Annotated in this window: 20 protein-coding genes and 1 tRNA gene; 15 read left to right on the plus strand and 6 right to left on the minus strand. The window is 31.5% G+C overall.

Going from position 1 to position 18,520, the window contains the following annotated elements:
- Nucleotides 1-670 (plus strand): ankyrin repeat domain-containing protein (locus VLB80_03560; protein HSC25264.1); only part of this gene is annotated, 670 nt, incomplete at its 5' end.
- Nucleotides 671-693: 23 nt separating this feature from the next.
- On the opposite strand, the gene VLB80_03565 is transcribed toward VLB80_03560, so the two are convergent.
- The 3 genes from VLB80_03565 to VLB80_03575 all read right to left on the minus strand — a co-directional run bounded on the left by VLB80_03565 (nt 694) and on the right by VLB80_03575 (nt 5,475).
- Nucleotides 694-2,880: an ATP-dependent RecD-like DNA helicase gene (locus VLB80_03565; protein HSC25265.1), complete on the minus strand. Its 2,187-nt coding sequence runs from the start codon at nt 2,878-2,880 to the stop codon at nt 694-696.
- Nucleotides 2,873-3,718: a hypothetical protein gene (locus tag VLB80_03570; protein HSC25266.1), complete on the minus strand. Its 846-nt coding sequence runs from the start codon at nt 3,716-3,718 to the stop codon at nt 2,873-2,875. Before VLB80_03570 ends, VLB80_03565 begins: the two co-directional genes overlap by 8 nt.
- A gap of 68 nt (nt 3,719-3,786) precedes the next feature.
- Nucleotides 3,787-5,475 (minus strand): hypothetical protein, encoded by a 1,689-nt coding sequence (locus VLB80_03575; GenBank protein HSC25267.1) that lies wholly within the window; start codon nt 5,473-5,475, stop codon nt 3,787-3,789.
- Nucleotides 5,476-5,731: 256 nt separating this feature from the next.
- Here VLB80_03575 and VLB80_03580 point away from each other — a divergent pair, with 256 nt between their 5' ends.
- The 7 genes from VLB80_03580 (at nt 5,732) to VLB80_03610 (ending at nt 9,624) form a co-directional block, all read left to right on the plus strand.
- On the plus strand, nt 5,732-5,986 hold the full coding sequence (locus VLB80_03580) for an ATP synthase F0 subunit C (protein ID HSC25268.1): 255 nt from the start codon (nt 5,732-5,734) through the stop codon (nt 5,984-5,986).
- Between the two features lie 5 nt (nt 5,987-5,991).
- Nucleotides 5,992-6,369 carry a hypothetical protein gene (locus tag VLB80_03585; GenBank protein HSC25269.1) on the plus strand — a complete coding sequence of 126 codons (378 nt, stop codon included), beginning with the start codon at nt 5,992-5,994 and terminating at the stop codon, nt 6,367-6,369.
- Nucleotides 6,356-6,856: a hypothetical protein gene (locus VLB80_03590; protein HSC25270.1), complete on the plus strand. Its 501-nt coding sequence runs from the start codon at nt 6,356-6,358 to the stop codon at nt 6,854-6,856. The genes VLB80_03585 and VLB80_03590 overlap by 14 nt, the downstream gene beginning before the upstream one ends.
- Nucleotides 6,853-7,404 carry a F0F1 ATP synthase subunit delta gene (locus VLB80_03595; GenBank protein HSC25271.1) on the plus strand — a complete coding sequence of 184 codons (552 nt, stop codon included), beginning with the start codon at nt 6,853-6,855 and terminating at the stop codon, nt 7,402-7,404. Before VLB80_03590 ends, VLB80_03595 begins: the two co-directional genes overlap by 4 nt.
- 6 nt (nt 7,405-7,410) lie before the next feature.
- Nucleotides 7,411-8,910, plus strand: a complete 1,500-nt coding sequence (atpA, locus tag VLB80_03600; GenBank protein ID HSC25272.1) for a F0F1 ATP synthase subunit alpha — start codon at nt 7,411-7,413, stop codon at nt 8,908-8,910.
- A 49-nt stretch (nt 8,911-8,959) separates the two neighbouring features.
- Nucleotides 8,960-9,036 (plus strand) — tRNA-Arg (locus VLB80_03605).
- A 171-nt stretch (nt 9,037-9,207) separates the two neighbouring features.
- Nucleotides 9,208-9,624, plus strand: a complete 417-nt coding sequence (locus tag VLB80_03610) for a hypothetical protein (protein ID HSC25273.1) — start codon at nt 9,208-9,210, stop codon at nt 9,622-9,624.
- A 107-nt stretch (nt 9,625-9,731) separates the two neighbouring features.
- Here the strand turns inward: VLB80_03610 and VLB80_03615 are convergent, their stop codons facing one another.
- Nucleotides 9,732-10,727: a hypothetical protein gene (locus tag VLB80_03615; protein ID HSC25274.1), complete on the minus strand. Its 996-nt coding sequence runs from the start codon at nt 10,725-10,727 to the stop codon at nt 9,732-9,734.
- 284 nt (nt 10,728-11,011) lie between these two features.
- Between VLB80_03615 and secG the strand changes: the two genes are divergently transcribed.
- The 3 genes from secG to VLB80_03630 are packed head-to-tail and all read left to right on the plus strand — an operon-like array spanning nt 11,012 to nt 12,952.
- Nucleotides 11,012-11,338: a preprotein translocase subunit SecG gene (gene secG, locus VLB80_03620; GenBank protein ID HSC25275.1), complete on the plus strand. Its 327-nt coding sequence runs from the start codon at nt 11,012-11,014 to the stop codon at nt 11,336-11,338.
- A 27-nt stretch (nt 11,339-11,365) separates the two neighbouring features.
- Nucleotides 11,366-12,145, plus strand: a complete 780-nt coding sequence (locus VLB80_03625) for an ABC transporter permease (GenBank protein HSC25276.1) — start codon at nt 11,366-11,368, stop codon at nt 12,143-12,145.
- Nucleotides 12,146-12,157: 12 nt separating this feature from the next.
- Nucleotides 12,158-12,952, plus strand: coding sequence for an ATP-binding cassette domain-containing protein (locus VLB80_03630; protein HSC25277.1), 795 nt, complete (start codon nt 12,158-12,160; stop codon nt 12,950-12,952).
- 101 nt (nt 12,953-13,053) lie between these two features.
- Here VLB80_03630 and VLB80_03635 read toward each other — a convergent pair whose 3' ends face one another.
- Nucleotides 13,054-13,605, minus strand: a complete 552-nt coding sequence (locus tag VLB80_03635; protein HSC25278.1) for a hypothetical protein — start codon at nt 13,603-13,605, stop codon at nt 13,054-13,056.
- A gap of 195 nt (nt 13,606-13,800) precedes the next feature.
- Between VLB80_03635 and VLB80_03640 the strand changes: the two genes are divergently transcribed.
- Nucleotides 13,801-14,004: a pentapeptide repeat-containing protein gene (locus tag VLB80_03640; GenBank protein ID HSC25279.1), complete on the plus strand. Its 204-nt coding sequence runs from the start codon at nt 13,801-13,803 to the stop codon at nt 14,002-14,004.
- 85 nt (nt 14,005-14,089) lie between these two features.
- Here VLB80_03640 and VLB80_03645 read toward each other — a convergent pair whose 3' ends face one another.
- Nucleotides 14,090-14,353, minus strand: coding sequence for a hypothetical protein (locus tag VLB80_03645; protein ID HSC25280.1), 264 nt, complete (start codon nt 14,351-14,353; stop codon nt 14,090-14,092).
- Nucleotides 14,354-14,561: 208 nt separating this feature from the next.
- On the opposite strand from VLB80_03645, the gene tmk reads away from it, so the two are divergent.
- The 3 genes from tmk (at nt 14,562) to VLB80_03660 (ending at nt 18,478) form a co-directional block, all read left to right on the plus strand.
- Complete coding sequence (tmk, locus tag VLB80_03650; GenBank protein ID HSC25281.1) at nt 14,562-15,269, plus strand: dTMP kinase; 708 nt, start codon at nt 14,562-14,564, stop codon at nt 15,267-15,269.
- A gap of 93 nt (nt 15,270-15,362) precedes the next feature.
- Nucleotides 15,363-17,213: a hypothetical protein gene (locus tag VLB80_03655; GenBank protein ID HSC25282.1), complete on the plus strand. Its 1,851-nt coding sequence runs from the start codon at nt 15,363-15,365 to the stop codon at nt 17,211-17,213.
- 131 nt (nt 17,214-17,344) lie between these two features.
- The gene (locus VLB80_03660; protein ID HSC25283.1) at nt 17,345-18,478 is read left to right on the plus strand and encodes a WD40 repeat domain-containing protein; all 1,134 of its coding nucleotides are present in this window, start codon (nt 17,345-17,347) and stop codon (nt 18,476-18,478) included.
- Nucleotides 18,479-18,520: the final 42 nt, after the last annotated feature.

The following is an 18,520-nucleotide window of genomic DNA, read 5'->3' on the forward strand; positions in this document are numbered from 1 at the left end:
AGACTTAGTACAATTATTACTTAAAAAAGGAGCAAATATTACTCTCAAAAACAAATACGGAGATACTCCTCTTATAATTGCTGCTACAAATGATATAAACATAGTAAATATGTTAATTACCTATGGAGCAAATATATCAGACACAAATTACCATAAAGAAACAGTATTGTATATTGCTCATTCACATAATATTATTAAGAATATTGATCAACTTAACTATTGCCAATATGATCATGTTGATAATTATATTGGTTGGTGCATCGGAAATGGCGCTGAGATCAATACAAGAAATACTAATAAACTTAGGCCTGTAGATGTGGCTGAAAATCTCTATAATTATGCACTTAAACATTCTATTAATGAAGAAGTTACGCATAAAGAAAAAATATATTACCTATTTTTAAATCATACACCCTATTGTTTTGATGCAATTGTATATTCATTATTACGTAGAACTGTAGATAATTATGATGTTATTAAAATAATCATGGGCTATTATAAAGCATTGACCATTGATAGAGAAATTGCCATGAATATTAATCGTGATGCTGATTTTTATGATTATTCGATGCAAAAAATAAAAAAAGAACAATTTAGAAATGATTTACTTAAACAAATATGTGAAAAAAGTGGATATTATAATCCCCACAAAGCATTGCCTATTATGTAGTTAAACCTATTCATATCTGCTTTTTATCTACACGCTAAATCAGTTGTTAAAAACTGTTGTAAAAAGGTAATTCGTTCCACACTTTTATTGTTTTTTATACTCATTGCAACAGCACGCGGTTGGCCTATAATTATGCATAATTTTTTTGCACGTGTAACAGCCGTATATAATAAATTTCTTTGTAACATCATAAAATGCTGCATAAAAATAGGAATAATAACCGCAGAAAACTCCGATCCCTGACTTTTATGAATAGAAACTGCATAGGCATGAACAAGTTCATTAAGATCTGATAGTTCATAATCAATAAGAATTTCAGCAAAACGTACGTGAATCATTTTATCTTGTACATTAACTGTTTCAATAACACCAATATCACCATTAAAAACATTTTTATCATAATTATTACGCAGCTGCATAACTCGATCATTAACCTGAAATTGAACTCCGGCATAGGTTATACAAACTTCTTCATTATTTTTATTTAATAGTTTTTGTAGATCATGATTTAATTTTTGCGTACCAACAACACCGCGATGCATTGGTGTTAATACAATTGAATCATCCTTAAAAATACCGTAATGACGCAACGCTTTAGCATAAATAGCTTCTAAATGTAATGGTACATTTTCTGGGTTCTCTTCCTTAATAAAAATAAAATCTTTTCGCGAATTTTCATGCTCAGATAAGGGAAATTCACCATTATTAATACGATGAGCATTAATAACAATAAGACTATTTTGTGCTTGTCTAAATATATGTTGAAGACTAACTGTTACAATTTTTTTGCTTGCAATCATATCATGCAAAAAATTACCTGCACCAACTGATGGCAATTGATCAACATCGCCAATCAAAATAAGATGCGCTGATAATGGTAATGCTTTAAAAAGAGCATTTGCAAGAAATACATCGATCATTGATGCTTCATCAATAATAAGAAAATCTACCGGAAGTGCATTGCTTTCATTATGCCTAAAGCTCATAGTCGTCACATCAAAATCAAGCAAACGATGAATAGTGCTAGCGTGCCGACCAGTTCCTTCAGTAATGCGTTTTGCTGCTCTTCCCGTTGGTGCTGCCAAAGCATATTTAACGCGCTGCATATCAAGTATCATCAATAATTTTTTTATTAGTGTTGTTTTACCCGTTCCTGGTCCACCCGTAATAATAGTAACTTTATGTTGTAAACAAGCTAAAATGCCTTCTTGTTGTTGTTCATTAAGCATAATAGATTGGTTTGACGCATTTTCTTGTAACATTTTTTGAATGTGTATGATATCAAATACATGACTAGCAGGGAAGGTATGTAACTTATCAATTTTATGAGCAATTGATTTTTCAGAAAAATAAAATGATGGTAATGTAATAAAATGAATGTCATTATATGTTAACAGCTTTATTTTATCTGCATTATATAAATCATGAAGAGCAGCTTTTATAATAGGTTGTGTACTTTCAGGTTCAAGCTCAAGAAGCTTTACTGTTTCTTCTTTAAGTTCTTCAAGTTGTATATATAAATTACCATCATTGGTTGTTGTTTGAATAACATGTAGAATTGCAGCAGTAATTCGTTGTTTACAATCAGCTGCAACACCACTTTTTTGTGCAATCTGATCAGCAGTTTTAAAACCAATGCCCCAAATATCTTCAGCTAAACGGTATGGATTTTTTTCAATAATGGCAATTGATTGATCTTTATATCGTTTATAAATTTTTACTGCATATGTGGCAGATATACCTTTATTTTGTAAAAAGACCATAATATTGGAAATTTCTTTTTGATCTTTCCATGCAGTAACAATTTTTTCAATACGTTTTGCTCCAATACCAGGAATTTCACGTAGACGTTCTGGGTTTTTATCAATGATTTCAAGAACTTTCTCACCAAATATTTCTACTAATTTATCCCCATATACCGGACCAATCCCTTTAATAAGACCTGAGCCCAAATATTTTTTGAGACCAAGAATAGATGTAGGTGCCTGTTTTTCACATGATTGTGCATCAAATTGTTTTCCAAATTTTTGATGCATATTCCAAACACCACGCAAGAGAACTTGCTCGCCGGCAACAAGAGTGGGGACATATCCCTTGACTGTAACGCTATTTTTTACATTTACCTGTACGACAAAAACAGCAAATCCATTTTCTATATTTTGGTAAATAATATGATCAACAATACCATGTAAATTTTCAATTTCAAGCATAAGAGTACGTATGTTTTATATATTCTTTTAATAAAGGAACAATCACATCAGGAACAATTTCATGCATAGCGATTGAATCAAGGTATCGTTCCTTAAGATATTTGAGAAACTCGACTTCATTAATCTGTTCGCTTTTTATATGCACTTTTTTCAGAACAATTGGCAAAATTACTTTCACTGCACCCCATTTAGCTACACGATCCTTGAATTGTGTTTCGGCTTTAGGACAACTATGGGTTAAATCGGATAAAAAATTAATTAAATCAGTTAAAAAATAATAATAATGACCAAAGCTTGTAATCTGTCGTTCAAACATGGTTGATTCATGTCCTTCTTTAGTCTTAGCCCATTCTAATAATAAGCTATCATGACGATTGCGCTTTTGGCAGTCTTCTTGAATTAATACAACCATAACAGATTTTGCACCACGGCCACTTTCTATAAATTCATTTGATTGAATAATAAAATCAGCTTTAGCATGCACTAACAGCTCTTCTAGCATCGCCAAAACTTCTTCAAGTTTTGCCTTAGTTTCCTTGTTTTTTTCTTTATTAATTAGAGCAGATGTTTCTTGTTCAATACGTGCAAGTGATTCTATCGTGTGCCATTTGCCATCAAATAAATATTTACCTTTACGTTGATTGTTAGAAAGTTGGTCACCAAGAATAAATGTAAGAAGCGTTCGACGAAACTTTCTAATAAATTCAATTTTGTCTGCATTAATTAGCGTGCCATCTGCAATTTTAATTACTGGTGATTCCAAGGTGATCATTTGATCTGCTGCAGGCATTATATATGAAGCAATAGACAGTAATAATACCAATATTATTCTTTTCAAATGATACTCCTTATAAACAGATTTAAGCATTTTATACCTTATTTGTTTTACCATAATAGATACTAATTTTAAAAGCTTGATTCAAAATTAAGAGAAAGTGAGAAATCTTGACCAAGACCTTTTGTATTAAGTACCGCATCAGCATTAATTGAAAAGAACCAGTTACTCCTATATGTTTTATGCTTAAAAACTAGACCTCCAAAAATTTTGCTTTGTTGCGCAACAGGCTGTTTTGCTTTAGGGATATCAATTTCCTGCAATGTTTTTGCTGAAGCATTGATTGATGATAGCCTAGCTTTATTTTGTAACCAAAAATCCGTTCCAAGATTCCATCCAAATCGCTCCCCTTTATAATATGCACCACTCGACCAACGAAAAATAACTCCGGGAATAACACGGGTATTAAATGCACGTAAAAAAAGCCGTGAAATAGCTTGTTCCTTAAGGAATTGAACATTTTCAGCTGCGAAATCAAGATCTTCGAAATTATGATTAGAAAAAGCAGCTTCATTAATCTTATTAATGTAAAATCGTTTTTCCGTTGCAGGAAAAAACAATTCTAAAGAAACACGATTAGCAAGACGAATTTTTTGTGCAAATGATGTTTTCATGTATGCAGATAATGGTGTTTTACCTCGTATATATACACCCAACCCTAGATGTCCATTGTTACCTAAAGGAACATCAATTAAATCTGCATCTACCCTATCAAGAGCATCTAGGAAAAATTTAGTAGCAACATTCTTTGCTTCTTCTTCTACATCTATGCTGGGATTTTCTAATACTGCAAAAAGTGATTCTAATGCAAAGGTAGGTAATGTTGAAGGTTGAGGAAATAGTGAACCCAAAAACCCTCCACCCCATATAAATGCTGTCGGAATGGTCGCAAGACCACCACATCTCAAGGTAAATGAAGGTCTTTTTAATAAGGTATGATCAAGTTCAAGACGCATATCCCCAAAACCTATTTTATCACTAATAAAATGATCTTTTCTGAATTTTTTTTCTTCCTTTGGGTCAACTGCACCAAGCTCTTTAGCGACTGCATCCTGTTCTTTCTTTGTTAAAGAAAAATTACTTTCAAGGTAATATATAGGTATCATGCATCGTAACGTGGTATAAGACCAACGCTTCATGCTGTGAAGCATAAAACCTACTTGGCGTTCTTGTACTGTCATATTTTCAAAAAGTGAAAATATTTTAGCAACATCAATCATAAGGCCAGAAACTATTATATTTGCTTGCTCAATAGCGTTTTCAATTTTAAGAATTAATGAAGCCTCAGAAAGGGCAATATAAGAATTTAAGTTATCACTTGATCTTGTAAAATTAGATCTTTCTGTTTTATGAGCAAAAGCAGCTACCCCGATAACAAAAGAACCGGGAAATTCCACGCGGTCAGGTTCAAAAATTGGTTGATCTAGTAAGCTTCTTTTATTAAGAATGTTTGTATGCAGAAAAAGAGGTTCTTCTAGAACAGTTGGCACTCCCAAATGATTAAGGATTACCATAATTTCTTTAGGGCTTATCGCACGTGATATATGCTCAATACCTGTAGTATCAAGATATTCATTCATAAATTGGTAATCATCTTCTGTATCAAAAGAAACAGTATCAAAATCAAAACTTCGTGGTACAATCAACTCATCACTACCATGTATTGACAATAATCCATCATTCTGATCAGATAAAATTGTTAGACAAAAAAGACTTAGTAGTAACCCAAAACATAATAATTTAACACAATCAATTATCATAATTTTTTATTCTTTAATTAAAATTAAATTTTTTTAAATGACGAACATACCATATCATTATAGTAATGAACATAACATTCATTATGACAAATTTATCATAAAAATAATACTTGCTACGTATCAATTAAAGAAAAGTTTTAATAATTACGAATAAAAATAGGCTTTTTATCAATATAATTCTTGCGAAAAAATAAAAAAATGCGTTACACTAAAAAGGAAGATAAACGATAAAAAACATTATAAATAAAGGGTAACCATGGATGGAATCTTTTATGCAAAAGCAGCAGCATTTATTGGTGCAGCAATTACTATGGGATTTGGAAGTCTTGGGCCAGCGCTTGGTCAAGGAATTATTGGAATGAAAGCATGCGAAAACATTGGTAAATATCCAGAAAGTGCAAATAAAATCCGTACAACAATGATTATTGCATTGACCGTAGTTGAATCATCTGCAATATATTGCCTTCTAATTTCTGGCGCATTATTACTCTTTGGTACACGCATTGGGTAGAGTCAATGAATATAAATGCAACGTTTTTTGTTCAAATATTTAATTTTTTTATTGTATATTTGATGTTACGATTATTCTTATTCAAACCAGTTATTGAGATTATCGAAGAAGAAGAAGTACACGAAAATACTCTTATTACTGCAATTACTCAGCAACAAAAAAGCTTTGAAATTCAGGAAAAAGAACGTCAACGTCATTGGTATGTTTGTCAAGAATACTTTAATAATCAACGTCCTTATTTTGCCAAAGAACCCTTGCCTTTACCATCGATCGATGAAAATAATACTTTGTTATTGTCTTTCATGTCAGATGAAGATATTGCGCACATTATCACCGATATATCTGGCATTATAAAAGAAAAGATACAACATGATATTCATTAATCAAGATATGATAGCAGTTCTATTTAGATTCATTAATTTTATCGCTTTATTAGGACTTTTTGCTATTTTGTTTAAAAAATATATTATGCCAGATCTTTTATTAGATATGGCGCAAAAAAAGAATACCATTAATGCCTTGTATGATCAGCAAGCAACTCTTGAAAAACAACGAGTTAATCTTGATGTTTTTTTAAAAAACGAAGCGCTCATGTGTCAAACATTTCGATCAAGCCTTGATGAGTGGAAAAAAGTTGTTGCACTAGAATGTGATTCTCGTAAAAAAGAAAATGAACGTATTGCTGTTGGTTTGATCAAACGATATACTCAAAAAATTCATGAAAAAGAGCGTATTCGTATACAAAATATTGTTACAGAAGCAGTTATCCTTGATCTGGAAAAATATTCCTCACACCACTTTGCTGATCAAAAAAATAATTCGAATTATCTTAATTCAATAATTCATTATATGAATGAGAAAAAATTGTGAATCACACATACGTTGATAAAGATATTGCTAAAAAATATGCTACAGCATTTATAAAAGTATTTTTTACTTCTATTACCTTTGCCGATATAAATAGAATAGAAAAAGCACAAAAATTTCTTCAAACGCATAAGCGTACGCTCTTCTTTTTACAATTACCACAATTTGATCATAAGATAAGAGAAGCAATGGTTGCTGATCTCGTTAACTATTTTTCGTTACCCATGCAGCTTTCAACAATTATTTTGCTTCTTATTGACCATAATCGGTCCTATTATATTCCTGAAGTTTTATCATTTATTATTATATTATATAGAGAACAAACGGGCAGCATTCAATTTGTCTGTACAAGTTCTCAAGTTCTTAATGAAGAACAAATTGAATCTATCAAAAAGTTCCTTGAGCGATATATACACAAAAATATTACGTGTGTACAATCCATCAATCCATCATTAATTGCAGGCATTCGTTTGCAAAGCAATAACTACCTCTGGGAACATTCGGTATATAAACATATTCAAGCTTTATACTCGCTAAAAAATAGAAAGTAACTCTATATGAAAAATACTGACCTTATATCTCTCTTTGAACGATCATTGCGCAATTTACCCGAAGAACAGCTAGAGGAAATTGGCACCGTCATTCGTGTGGGTGATAATATTTGTATCGTATATGGCTTAGCCAATGCCATGCTTGGTGAATTAATCAATTTTGAAGGCGGCAACAGTGGTATTATTTTTCAGTTAAATGAAAATTCTGTTGCTATTTTTCTCATTAATAGATCAATTCCTGTTGCTGAACTTGAAACAGCAAAAAGGTCTCACTCTCTATTTAAAACTCCTGTTGGTATGGAGCTTTTAGGACGTGTTATTAACGCTGAAGGTATTGCCTGTGATGGAGCTGGCGAACTTACCATTAAAGAATTTCGCCCTATAGAAACAGAAATTTCTGGTATTATGGAACGCTCTCCTATTAATGAACCATTAGAAACAGGGATTTTAGCAATTGATGTGTTAGTTCCTATTGGAAAAGGACAACGTGAACTTATTGTTGGTAATAGAAATACTGGTAAATCATCACTTATAATGGATACGATTTTACATCAAAAAGGCAAAGATGTTATCTGTATTTATGTATCAATTGGGCAGCGCCAGGCAAATTTAGCTCGTTTTGTTTCATTATTAGAACAAAATGGTGCTCTTGATTATTCAGTAGTCATCAGTGCTGATGCCGGCGATGCTGTGCTGAATCAATATCTTGCGCCATATGTTGGATGCACTATAGCTGAATACTTTCGTGATCAGGGAAAAGATGTGCTCATTGTATATGATGATTTAAGTAATCATGCCATAGCATTTCGTGAAATGTCCTTATTGTTAAGGCGATCACCAGGACGAGAAGCGTATCCAGGAGATGTATTTTATTTACATTCACGTTTACTCGAACGTGCAGGAAAATTAGCAAAAGGCGGCTCTATAACTGCTTTGCCTATTGTTCAAATTCAAGGTGATGATATCACCGCTTATATCCCAACTAATCTTATTTCAATCACCGATGGACAGATATTTTTAGATACAAAGTTATTCAATCAAGGCATTCGCCCTGCAGTCAACGCTGAATTATCAGTCTCTCGAGTTGGTGGATCTGCTCAAACAAAAGCAGTTAAAAAAATGACTCGTGCTTTACGATTAGAACTTGCTCAATATCAGGAATTACTTGCATTTGCTCAATTTGGTGCGGAACTTGATGAAACATCGCATCGACAGCTTGAGCGTGGCAGACGAGTGATTGAACTTCTCAAGCAATCTCAGTACGTAACATTTTCATTTGTGGATCAAGCACTCATGCTTTTATTTTTAAAAGAAGGTCTTCTTGATACTATTGAGCTTAATCAAATTAATACATTTGCTTTACAATGCATAAGTTATATTAAATCTGTCTATCCATCTATTTATACAACTATTGCTCAGACAGAAGATATTTCCGATGATATAGGTAAACAAGTTCACATGATTGCAGCTGAATTTATTAAACTTTTTATACCAATTAACGGTTAAATGTAATGCTTTTTTGAAATTTGCTGCTATAATAAATAATCATTGACATGTGCCCGTAGCTCAGTTGGATAGAGCAACGGATTTCTAATCCGTAGGTCGCAGGTTCGAATCCTGCCGGGCATACCATTTTCTTTCTATCTTAATTTATTAGGCAAAGTTAACTTTACCTATAAGTTCTTTCTCTTTTCAATGCCATTGACACAAAGCAGTTTCTATTATATTATTTAGGTGAATATACATTCTTTTAAAGTATCAAAAAGTACAGTTCATTATAATCTACATATCAAAGGAATTTTTATGAAAATATCTCGTAATTTCGCATTATATGCAATAGTTTTATTTGCAATGCCAGTTTCAATAGTTACTGCTGAAGAAAAACAAGAAATATCTCAATCTGAAGATAAAAAAGATAAGAGTAGTACATTTACTAATTTAACGACATCTGTTGTTACATTTGCATATCTTGCAAAAGATAAAATATTCGATAAAGCTGAGTGGGTTGCTAACAAGTCATATCTTACTGAAGCTATTACCTACATAACATCAACGCAGTATCTTAAAGATACTCGCTGTAACCAGCCAGTAGCAATTTCTAGAGCGATTGTGCTAGTTGCAGCAACATATGCTTTATATAAAACATATTCTTTGATTACATCACATGATGATAGTGATGAAGATAATGATTTATTTTTTGATGACGAAGATATTAATTAATTATTTACTACATGTTATTACAACATAAAAAAAAGAGGAACTTTTGCTCCTCTTTTTTTTATGTTGTAATATTTATAAACAGAAAAATAGTTCTTTGCTCTCAGTTTTTACTGACAAGTAATTGTGATATGATTTCGCTCAAAGCGTGCTTGTGCTTGCATAGCTTCAATATGTATTTGTTGCAAACGATCTTGCTTCCACTCATATAGTTCTTGTTGATAGCGAGGATCAATAACCACAATATTTTTTATTTCATTAAGATAATATATAAGACCATTTACATACTGACGGCTTGTATCATATGCATAAACAAGAGCCTGCATACTTGAATATAAAGTAGCAATGTCTTGTTCAATAGCATTAACAAATGCACAAAATGCATAACGACCAGTATAAAAATTAAGTATATGATGTTTAATTTCATTAGGTGCCGAATATCTTCCTGACTCAAAAATCGTTAATTCTTGCATATATCGCTTACGAACAATATCTACTGAATCATATAAGTTGAAATAGCTTTTATGATGCTCAAGACAATCCGCAAACAGAGTTATATGACTTGAAAGTTCTTGTGCGTCATGTAATAATTTACGCATTGAATGTAATGTCTGTTGATCTTCTTGAGCAGAATATTTTCCTTCAAGAGTATGAATTCGTTTGCGTAAACTTTGCGTATCAGATTTTAATGTGTTTTTTGCTGAACAAAGTTGTGTGCGATATGCATGCTGCGATGAATGGCTATTCCAAATATGCGTAGCAAATTCAAATAATACAGCTTCTGAAATAATGTTATATGGTTTATGAGTAACGAATACATAATTATGCATACCAGAAACTCGTAAAAAATGACTCATTGTATCATAATATTGGCTGTTTATGACACGACACTCACTGTCTATTCGTGACATCATTTGTGTATCAGTTTCTGAACAATACCAATCTGCAATTGTAAGAATACCCGTTGTAGCACATACTGCTAAACCTATTGTGGCGCACATACTAGCAACAAAATTATCATGTTTTGTCGCTATAATGTTTCTGCTACAACAAGATAATAATGTTAGCGTAAAAATCACTGACATTTTGCCCGTTTTTATCGTCATCGCCTTCTCCTATTATTAAAATATTAGCGAAATAATACCTATGATATAACAGTAACATAGAACATTATATGTGTAAAATGTTTATTTTTTATTAATACAAATAAAAATAAACATTTGATCGGTACTAAATTAAAGAAGTCTTTTTCGTAATAGAGTTTTTAAAAGAATTAAAGTACGTATAATGCGACCTAATCTATAAAATACAATTTTTTTAATATCAATTTTATAAAAATTTTAAACGTGTTATACTCATCATAATAATGGTTATTTTATGAAGGAAATATATGTTATACGAATTTTTACTGACCCTCTATCTAATCGATTGCTTTTTTTTAGTTCTTATTATCCTTATGCAAAAGGGTAAAAGTGGCTTAGGGTTAGGTGGTCTTGGTGGTGGGGCACAAATGTTATTTGGTGGAAGTGGTGGACAAGATCTTTTTCAAAAAATTACATGGATTCTTGGTTCTATTTTTATGGCAGGCGCTATGGTTCTTTCTCTTATGAAATCATCAGAATATAAAAAATTTAAATACCTAGCTCCTTCTAAAGTAATAATTCAAGCAGAAAATCAACAAATTCCCGCAGCGCAAGATTCTGAACAAAGTAACTAAATAGCTGGGGATTAAAAAAGGCATCGAGTGATTATTCACTTTATTAATTTTTTGGGAAAATCTGCTATAAATAGCTGCACTACAACAGGAGAGTTTACGCTCTTTTTGTTTGAAGCGATAAAAGCCTTTTTGACTTCAAAACTTAAGCTATCCAAAACATTCGCTCAAATGAATCGAATCGGCGTTGAATCTCTCAGTATCGTTGTTCTCACTGGTCTATTTACCGGCATGGTTCTTGCATTACAAACATATATTGGCTTTCAACGTGTGGGTGGTGAACAATTTATTGGCGCTATTGTAGCGCTAGGTCTTATTCGTGAGCTTGGGCCTGTTCTTACAGCTCTTATGGTAACAGGTCGTGCAGGATCAGCCATAACTGCTGAAATTGGTACCATGATTATTACTGAACAAATTGATGCATTAACCACGTTGCGCATTAATGTTTTTCAATATTTAGTTGTACCACGTATTCTTGCTAGCACTATTATTTTACCTTTTTTAACCTTATTTTCCATGTTTTTTGGTATCATTGGAGGTTATATCGTTTGCGTGTATGTTTTAGAATTAAGTCCAGAAGATTACGAAAGTAGCATTCGCAATTATGTCGAAGTTAGTGATATCTATGGTGGACTCAAAAAAGCTGCAATATTCGGATTAATTCTTTCATGGGTTGGCACATATAAAGGAATGTATACTCATGGTGGCGCACGTGGGGTTGGTATTGCAACTACGCAAAGTGTGGTTGCAAGTTCTATACTTATTTTAATTACCAATTATTTCTTAACTAAATTACTTGAGCACCTCTAAAAAAGAGACGCAATGAATACAGAAAAATCTCCAAAAATTAAAATAAAAATTAGTAATTTACAAAAAAAATTTGATGAACATTGGGTCACACGAGGAGTTAATTTAGATATTCCTGAAGGATTAATGACTATTATTATTGGTCGATCTGGTGAAGGTAAATCAGTTTTATTAAAGCAAGTAATTGGACTCATCAAACCAACATCAGGTACTATTATTATTGATGGAATAGATATCACCACTCTCACCGGAAGTGAGCTTAATGACTGTTTTAAAAAGTTTGGTTACGTATTTCAGTTCGCTGCACTTCTTGATTCATTAAATGTTTTTGAGAATATAGGTATAACGCTTATCGAACAAGGTATGTCTCATGATCACGTTATGCCTATTGTTAAAGAAAAACTCGCATTAGTACAATTATCAGAAGACACTCTCTATAAATATCCATCAGAATTATCAGGTGGTATGAGAAAACGTGTGGGGCTTGCGCGAACCCTTGTCACTAATCCAGAAATTATTCTTTATGATGAACCAACAACAGGACTTGATCCAATTACGTCTCGCGTTATTCATGAACTCATGTTTGATATGCAAAAAAAACTTAAGATAACATCGGTAATTATTTCACATGATATAGAAACATTTAAATATGCAGATAAAGTAGCATTGCTGCATGAAGGAAAAATTCAATACTTTGGTGATGCAAAAACAATATGGGAATCAGACAATCCTTACATTTACCAATTTATTCGAGGACTATTAGAAGGTCCAATTACTCATGAAATTTCTTATTTTAAAGATAAGGAATAAATTAAAACTTTTCACAATTTTACATTGTTTTGAATATTATCCAATCTCGCTACTGTTGCCTTTTCCATTGCCTTCTGGAAACTTAATTCGTTTTTGATTAATTATTCAGATTCCTTTTGTCCAAATACATAATTAAGGGGTGTAGTTACAAATCCTTTTACACGAGAATATAAATATTCTATCATACTTTGTTGATTTTGCTTAGCATCCTCTATTTTTTGTTGAGCTTTTTTAATTGCTTCTTTTGTTGCTGCAATAATATGTGCTGCTTGCGCTTTTATTTGATTCGTTATGTCCACCAACCTGGTATATGCTTCCTGTGATGCTTGTATATTCTTATCAGTAGTTTGTTGGATAATTTGAATATCATTTTTTATTGCAAGCTTTATCTTTTCATCTAACGCCTCTCCCTGTAACAGTTCAGCAAGTTCAATTTTAGCTTCTTGTCGAGATTTTAAATCGCTAGATTTTACTATCAATTGGGCATTTTCCATTATCTGGTCTAGAAAAAAAATTTTTATTTTTTGATGTAGAAGAAAAAATTCCTGTGCAATATGTTCCATATTTATGTCACGTTCGCTCTTTTGTTCTATTCCATAAACTATTCCTGTAATTGTTCCGACCATTAACAGCACTTGAAATATCTTTTTCATTAGTAGCCCTTTTAATTTACGTCAATAACACAGTTTGTTATATACAAATAGTAACAATTTATAAATGTTTTTATCAAGATATTTGTATTGTTTAATGACCATAAACATGCATAGCGATAATCTACATCGCTTGATATAGTTTCTATTTGTGATATAGCTAACTTAAAAAATACAATCATAGAGCCATCAGGCGGTATGACCGGTTCGTCAGAAAATACAACAAACATGGTTAAAATCAGTGCAATTTATGCTAGCTTTAATGGCGCACGCCTCGGCCTACTTCTTAATCTTTCTAATGCCAATCTTAAAGGAGCAGATTTTAGAAATGTAAAAATATGGAATGGTATTTATTGGTCTAGCGCAAATAAAGAAGACGTTCGTTTTTCTGAAACAGAATAATTGTACATATCTATCAAATCAAAAAAAGGTAACTGGAATCGCCAGTTACCTTTTTTTGATTTAATTTTAAAAAACAAAGTAGCTATTATTTTTTATTATTAAGAAGAGCTCTTTCGAGATTATCAACATTTTTTTGTTCAAGCTCTTGTATTTTTTTTTGATTAAGTCTTGATTGTTCTGCATAAGCTGCTTGTGTTGTAATATATTGCACTTTTAATAGCCGCTTGGTTTCTTCTATCTGCTGTTGCTGCTTTGTAGCAAAATTATTATTACCCCCATTATTAAACATGCAAAAACAATTTAATCCAAAAAGAACTATCATTAATGCCGATGCAGTGGTCACTTTCATAATCATCCTTTTTAATTATACAAGTATATTACGGGTAATAACATTAATTTTTTAGGGAAAATTTGTCAAGCGGATAATGATATATGCTGTATTGCGTAAACCATTCGCGACAAGTTAATTTATTATTTATTATTAAAAACAATAGTGACTTTTTAATGGATTTATACTATCTTTTCTTATCAATTTAACCACTATCACGAGGAAAATTATGAACATAAAATATCTACTTTTAATGATGATTATGACTGCAATAACAATACATACTCATGGAACACATAATAAACAACTTACAAAAGGTATTTTAATTGCCATTGAAGGAATTGATGGTTCAGGAAAATCAACCCTTGCGCGCGCTTTATATAATGCATTACAACAAGAAAATTTTGATACGATATTGACCAGAGAACCTGGTGATTCTGCGCTTGGTAAAGAAATACGTGAATTAGTACAAACTCAGACTATACCTATTTCATCTTTTGCAGAATTTTTACTTTTTGCTGCTGACCGTGCACAACACTTTGCCGAGCTCATTATTCCCGCACTTGAACAAAATAAATTAATTATATCTGATCGCATGGCAGATTCATCTCTTGCATACCAAGGTTATGGACGGGGTCTTGAGTTGCAAGCCTTACGCACTATTAATAGCTGGGCAATGAATAAGATTCAGCCTCATCTTACTATTTTCATTCGTATTCCTATCGGCATTGCCCTGGAGCGATGTAGAAAGCGTTCTACATTATCTGTATTTGAGCAAGAACAATTTTTAGAAAAAGTTGCTCGTGGATTTGAAGAAATTTATTGCAATCGTAATGATGTTATTATTGTAGATGGAGCTGAATCACTAGAATATCTTACTGCCTATATTTATAATGCAATTCAAGAATGGATACGTAGTAATAATCTTTTCTCCTAAAAGAAATAATTTGATATTAACTTGTAGTCTAAATTTATATGCTTATCGTTTTTTTTAAATTTATAAAATTTAAACTTAATTATAAAAAATCCTATGAAAACATTAAAAAATTCTTTTGTTGTATTGTTGCTTGTATTATTTGTTTTTAGCTCTTTTGCTATGGAAAAAACAATATCTCTCAAACTTGAAAAAACTGAGGTAGATACAAATGAAATAATCTATCCCATAGAATTATGGAAAGTAACGCATGAATCAAATTTGTTATGTGAATGCTATGGACAGCAAGGGCAAAAAGATATTATTACTGTTCCTGGCCTTACTGCTGAAGAAATATCATTGTATGATAAAGCATTGGATGTAAGCCCCAAATTATTTTCTAACTACTATAAATCATTATCACCTGAACAAAAACGTATTCTTACTATTGCTGCAGGTGAAATATCTGAAAATGGCACAAAAAAGTTAAACGCACAGCGTCTATCCTGCCAACTTGCTAAAGAATGGATTGATCCAGCTATAATAAAACAATATATAATTGAAGGAGTAGGAATATGTTTACCAGAATTCAGATCAGTAATGGAAGGCTTAAAACTCTCGTTATTTGCTGATAATATACGCAATGCTAATCTCATACAAACAGCTGTATCTTCTTATGCATCAACTATAGTTGATGGTACCTATTTAAGAAAAAAAATGTCAGGTGGAGCTTTTAAAATTGTACCGCCAATTAAAAGTCTTGATACCTCTAGTTTTTATGGAAGCCGCGATGTGATTACAAAATTTTGTAATGGTGAAAAATATTCTATATACGCTTATATGCCAATAATCGGGGATATAGCATATTTGGTAACAAGCGCAAAGATTTATAATAAATCTATTAGTGATCTTACCGAAATGAATATATGGGAAGAAAAATTAGATAAACCTATTAAGACAATACGGCATGCTAATAAAATTAATCTTACTGAATTTAGTCCTAATGGAATGTGGATAGCATTCGCTTCTTTAGATCAGCTTACTCTTACATGTCTAGATAAATCTTTAATAAATGATGCTTATTTATCACACGTCACCCTTATCAATGAAAATAGTTTTGCTTTATCACTTCGATTTAATAATACATCAACAATATTGGCATATGGGCACCCTTTTTCTGTTGATCTGTTTGATCCTGTAACAAAAAATTGTATAGCATCATTAAATGTAGGTTTATTTTTGCCAAAAAATATGGAATTTAATCAGGATGATAGCAGGCTTATTTGTTTTCTTGATGATGCATTAAATTACAATAAACATAAAGTAATAATTTGGGATGTTCATGATCTGAAGAATATTACAGAGTTCCAAAAAATGGAATTTTCCACATATAAGGAATGTTCTAATGCAATTATTAGATTTAATCCTTCAAAAAATAATATTGTCGCAATTTCAACAGATACAACAACATTATTTTTTGATACTGATTCAGGAAAATGCTTAGCCAAAACATCAGAATTGCCATCACATCCCGTTGCGCATACCAATGTAGCAACAACATTCATACCTAATTCACCGTTTGCTTGTATAGCAATAAAAAAAGACAATGAATCAAGTTATGTTCAAATGTATAATTATATATCTGGTGATTGCCTAGGAACAATATCGTACGAGCAGCCACTTATAAACGGCCTTGGTATGACAAAAAATTTTAAATCTTTAATTGCTACATTTGATGGGTACGAAACGCAAACAACAAAATTTTGTAATGATGAAGAGCATAAGTCATATATTTATATAGCAGATAATTTAGGATTGGTTGATTCCTATCTATTACTACAACTATTTAGAGCAAAAAAAGAAAATCGTTCTACTCTTTTACATCCATCTTTATATACTTATCTAAAAGAATCTTTAACAACAAATCAAACAGGTAAGGACTTATTGAACAAATATTTTTTTAAATAAATATTCTTTTTTAATTAATTTTCAGGGGGCTTTTTTGAAGGTAAAAAGACTGAAGAAAGAACTGAAAAAGCTATTAGGTTTTTTATGAGTCTCTATAAATTTTTATACACGAATTATATAAGAGTAACGATATGAAATATAAACAACTTTTTTTTACCATGATTTGTCTTTCAGTAACAACATTGTTTAATGCAATGAATAATTTAAGCAATTTAAAAGGTACTGAAGAAATAACTCTAGTCAAAGATCCATGGTGCGCAAAATACATTACCAATAATAGTATTGTTATTAGTGGCGCTAATGGATGCGCTCTTGTAAATACTAAAACAAAGGAAGCGAATAATATAGGTGATGTTTATAATTATGCTAGAAATGTAATACTAGTACCGCTCTTGCAGAACAATGCTGAAAGAATAATTGTTTCTTATAATAAAATTGCAACAATATATAATACACAGACAGGTTTAGAAGAAGGCTCTATAGGAGGAAAAAAAACAATTCGATCTCTTGCCTACGATTCCAATAGTAATACTATTTTTTTAAGTTATGGGGAAAAAGAGGGAGGAGTAATAACAAAATACAATTTTTCAACAAAGGATAAAACAGAGACTTCTATTGATTGTCAATGTTGCCAAAGCATATCTATGCATCCAAAAAAACAGATTTTGTGTATAGCCGATCGCTGCGCAAATATCTTTTTATATAAATCAGATACCTTAAAAGAAATTAAAAAAATTATTGTAGAGGATGGCAATTCTATTTTTGATTTTTGTCAATATAGTTCTGATGGGTCTCGTATTGTAGCTGGTAATAGCAAAAAACTTTTTATAATAAATCCCGATATAGTTCCTCTTGTAGATTCATGTTTACAAGCTAAAAAACATGAATATTACCAGAGAATAGCATTTCATCCAAATAACTCAACTTTAGCCATCTTATCTAGTATTGGTTCTTATAAACCATCATTAGGGTATGTTTATGTAGAACAGATCGTGCGTTATTGGGATATTAAAACACAGAAGTTTATTGATGAAGAATCAGCGTTAGATTCTGAGTATGGTTATGATCTTTCTTTTTCTCCTAATGGATTAGAAATTATTATTGTATTAGAAGGTAAATGTATAAGGATGCCGGTATCTTTTGCGATAAAAGAAAAATATATATATATTTCTTTTTTATTGCATCAAATTGCAAAACAAGAGAATTTGATAAAGGATATTGTGCATTATTGTAGTAATATTTTATTAAAGACTTTTACATTGTAGTAGGACGATATGATGATACTACAAAATAAATTTTTTTAGAAA

The organism is Candidatus Babeliales bacterium, from assembly GCA_035455925.1.
Classification (GTDB): domain Bacteria; phylum Babelota; class Babeliae; order Babelales; family Vermiphilaceae; genus SOIL31.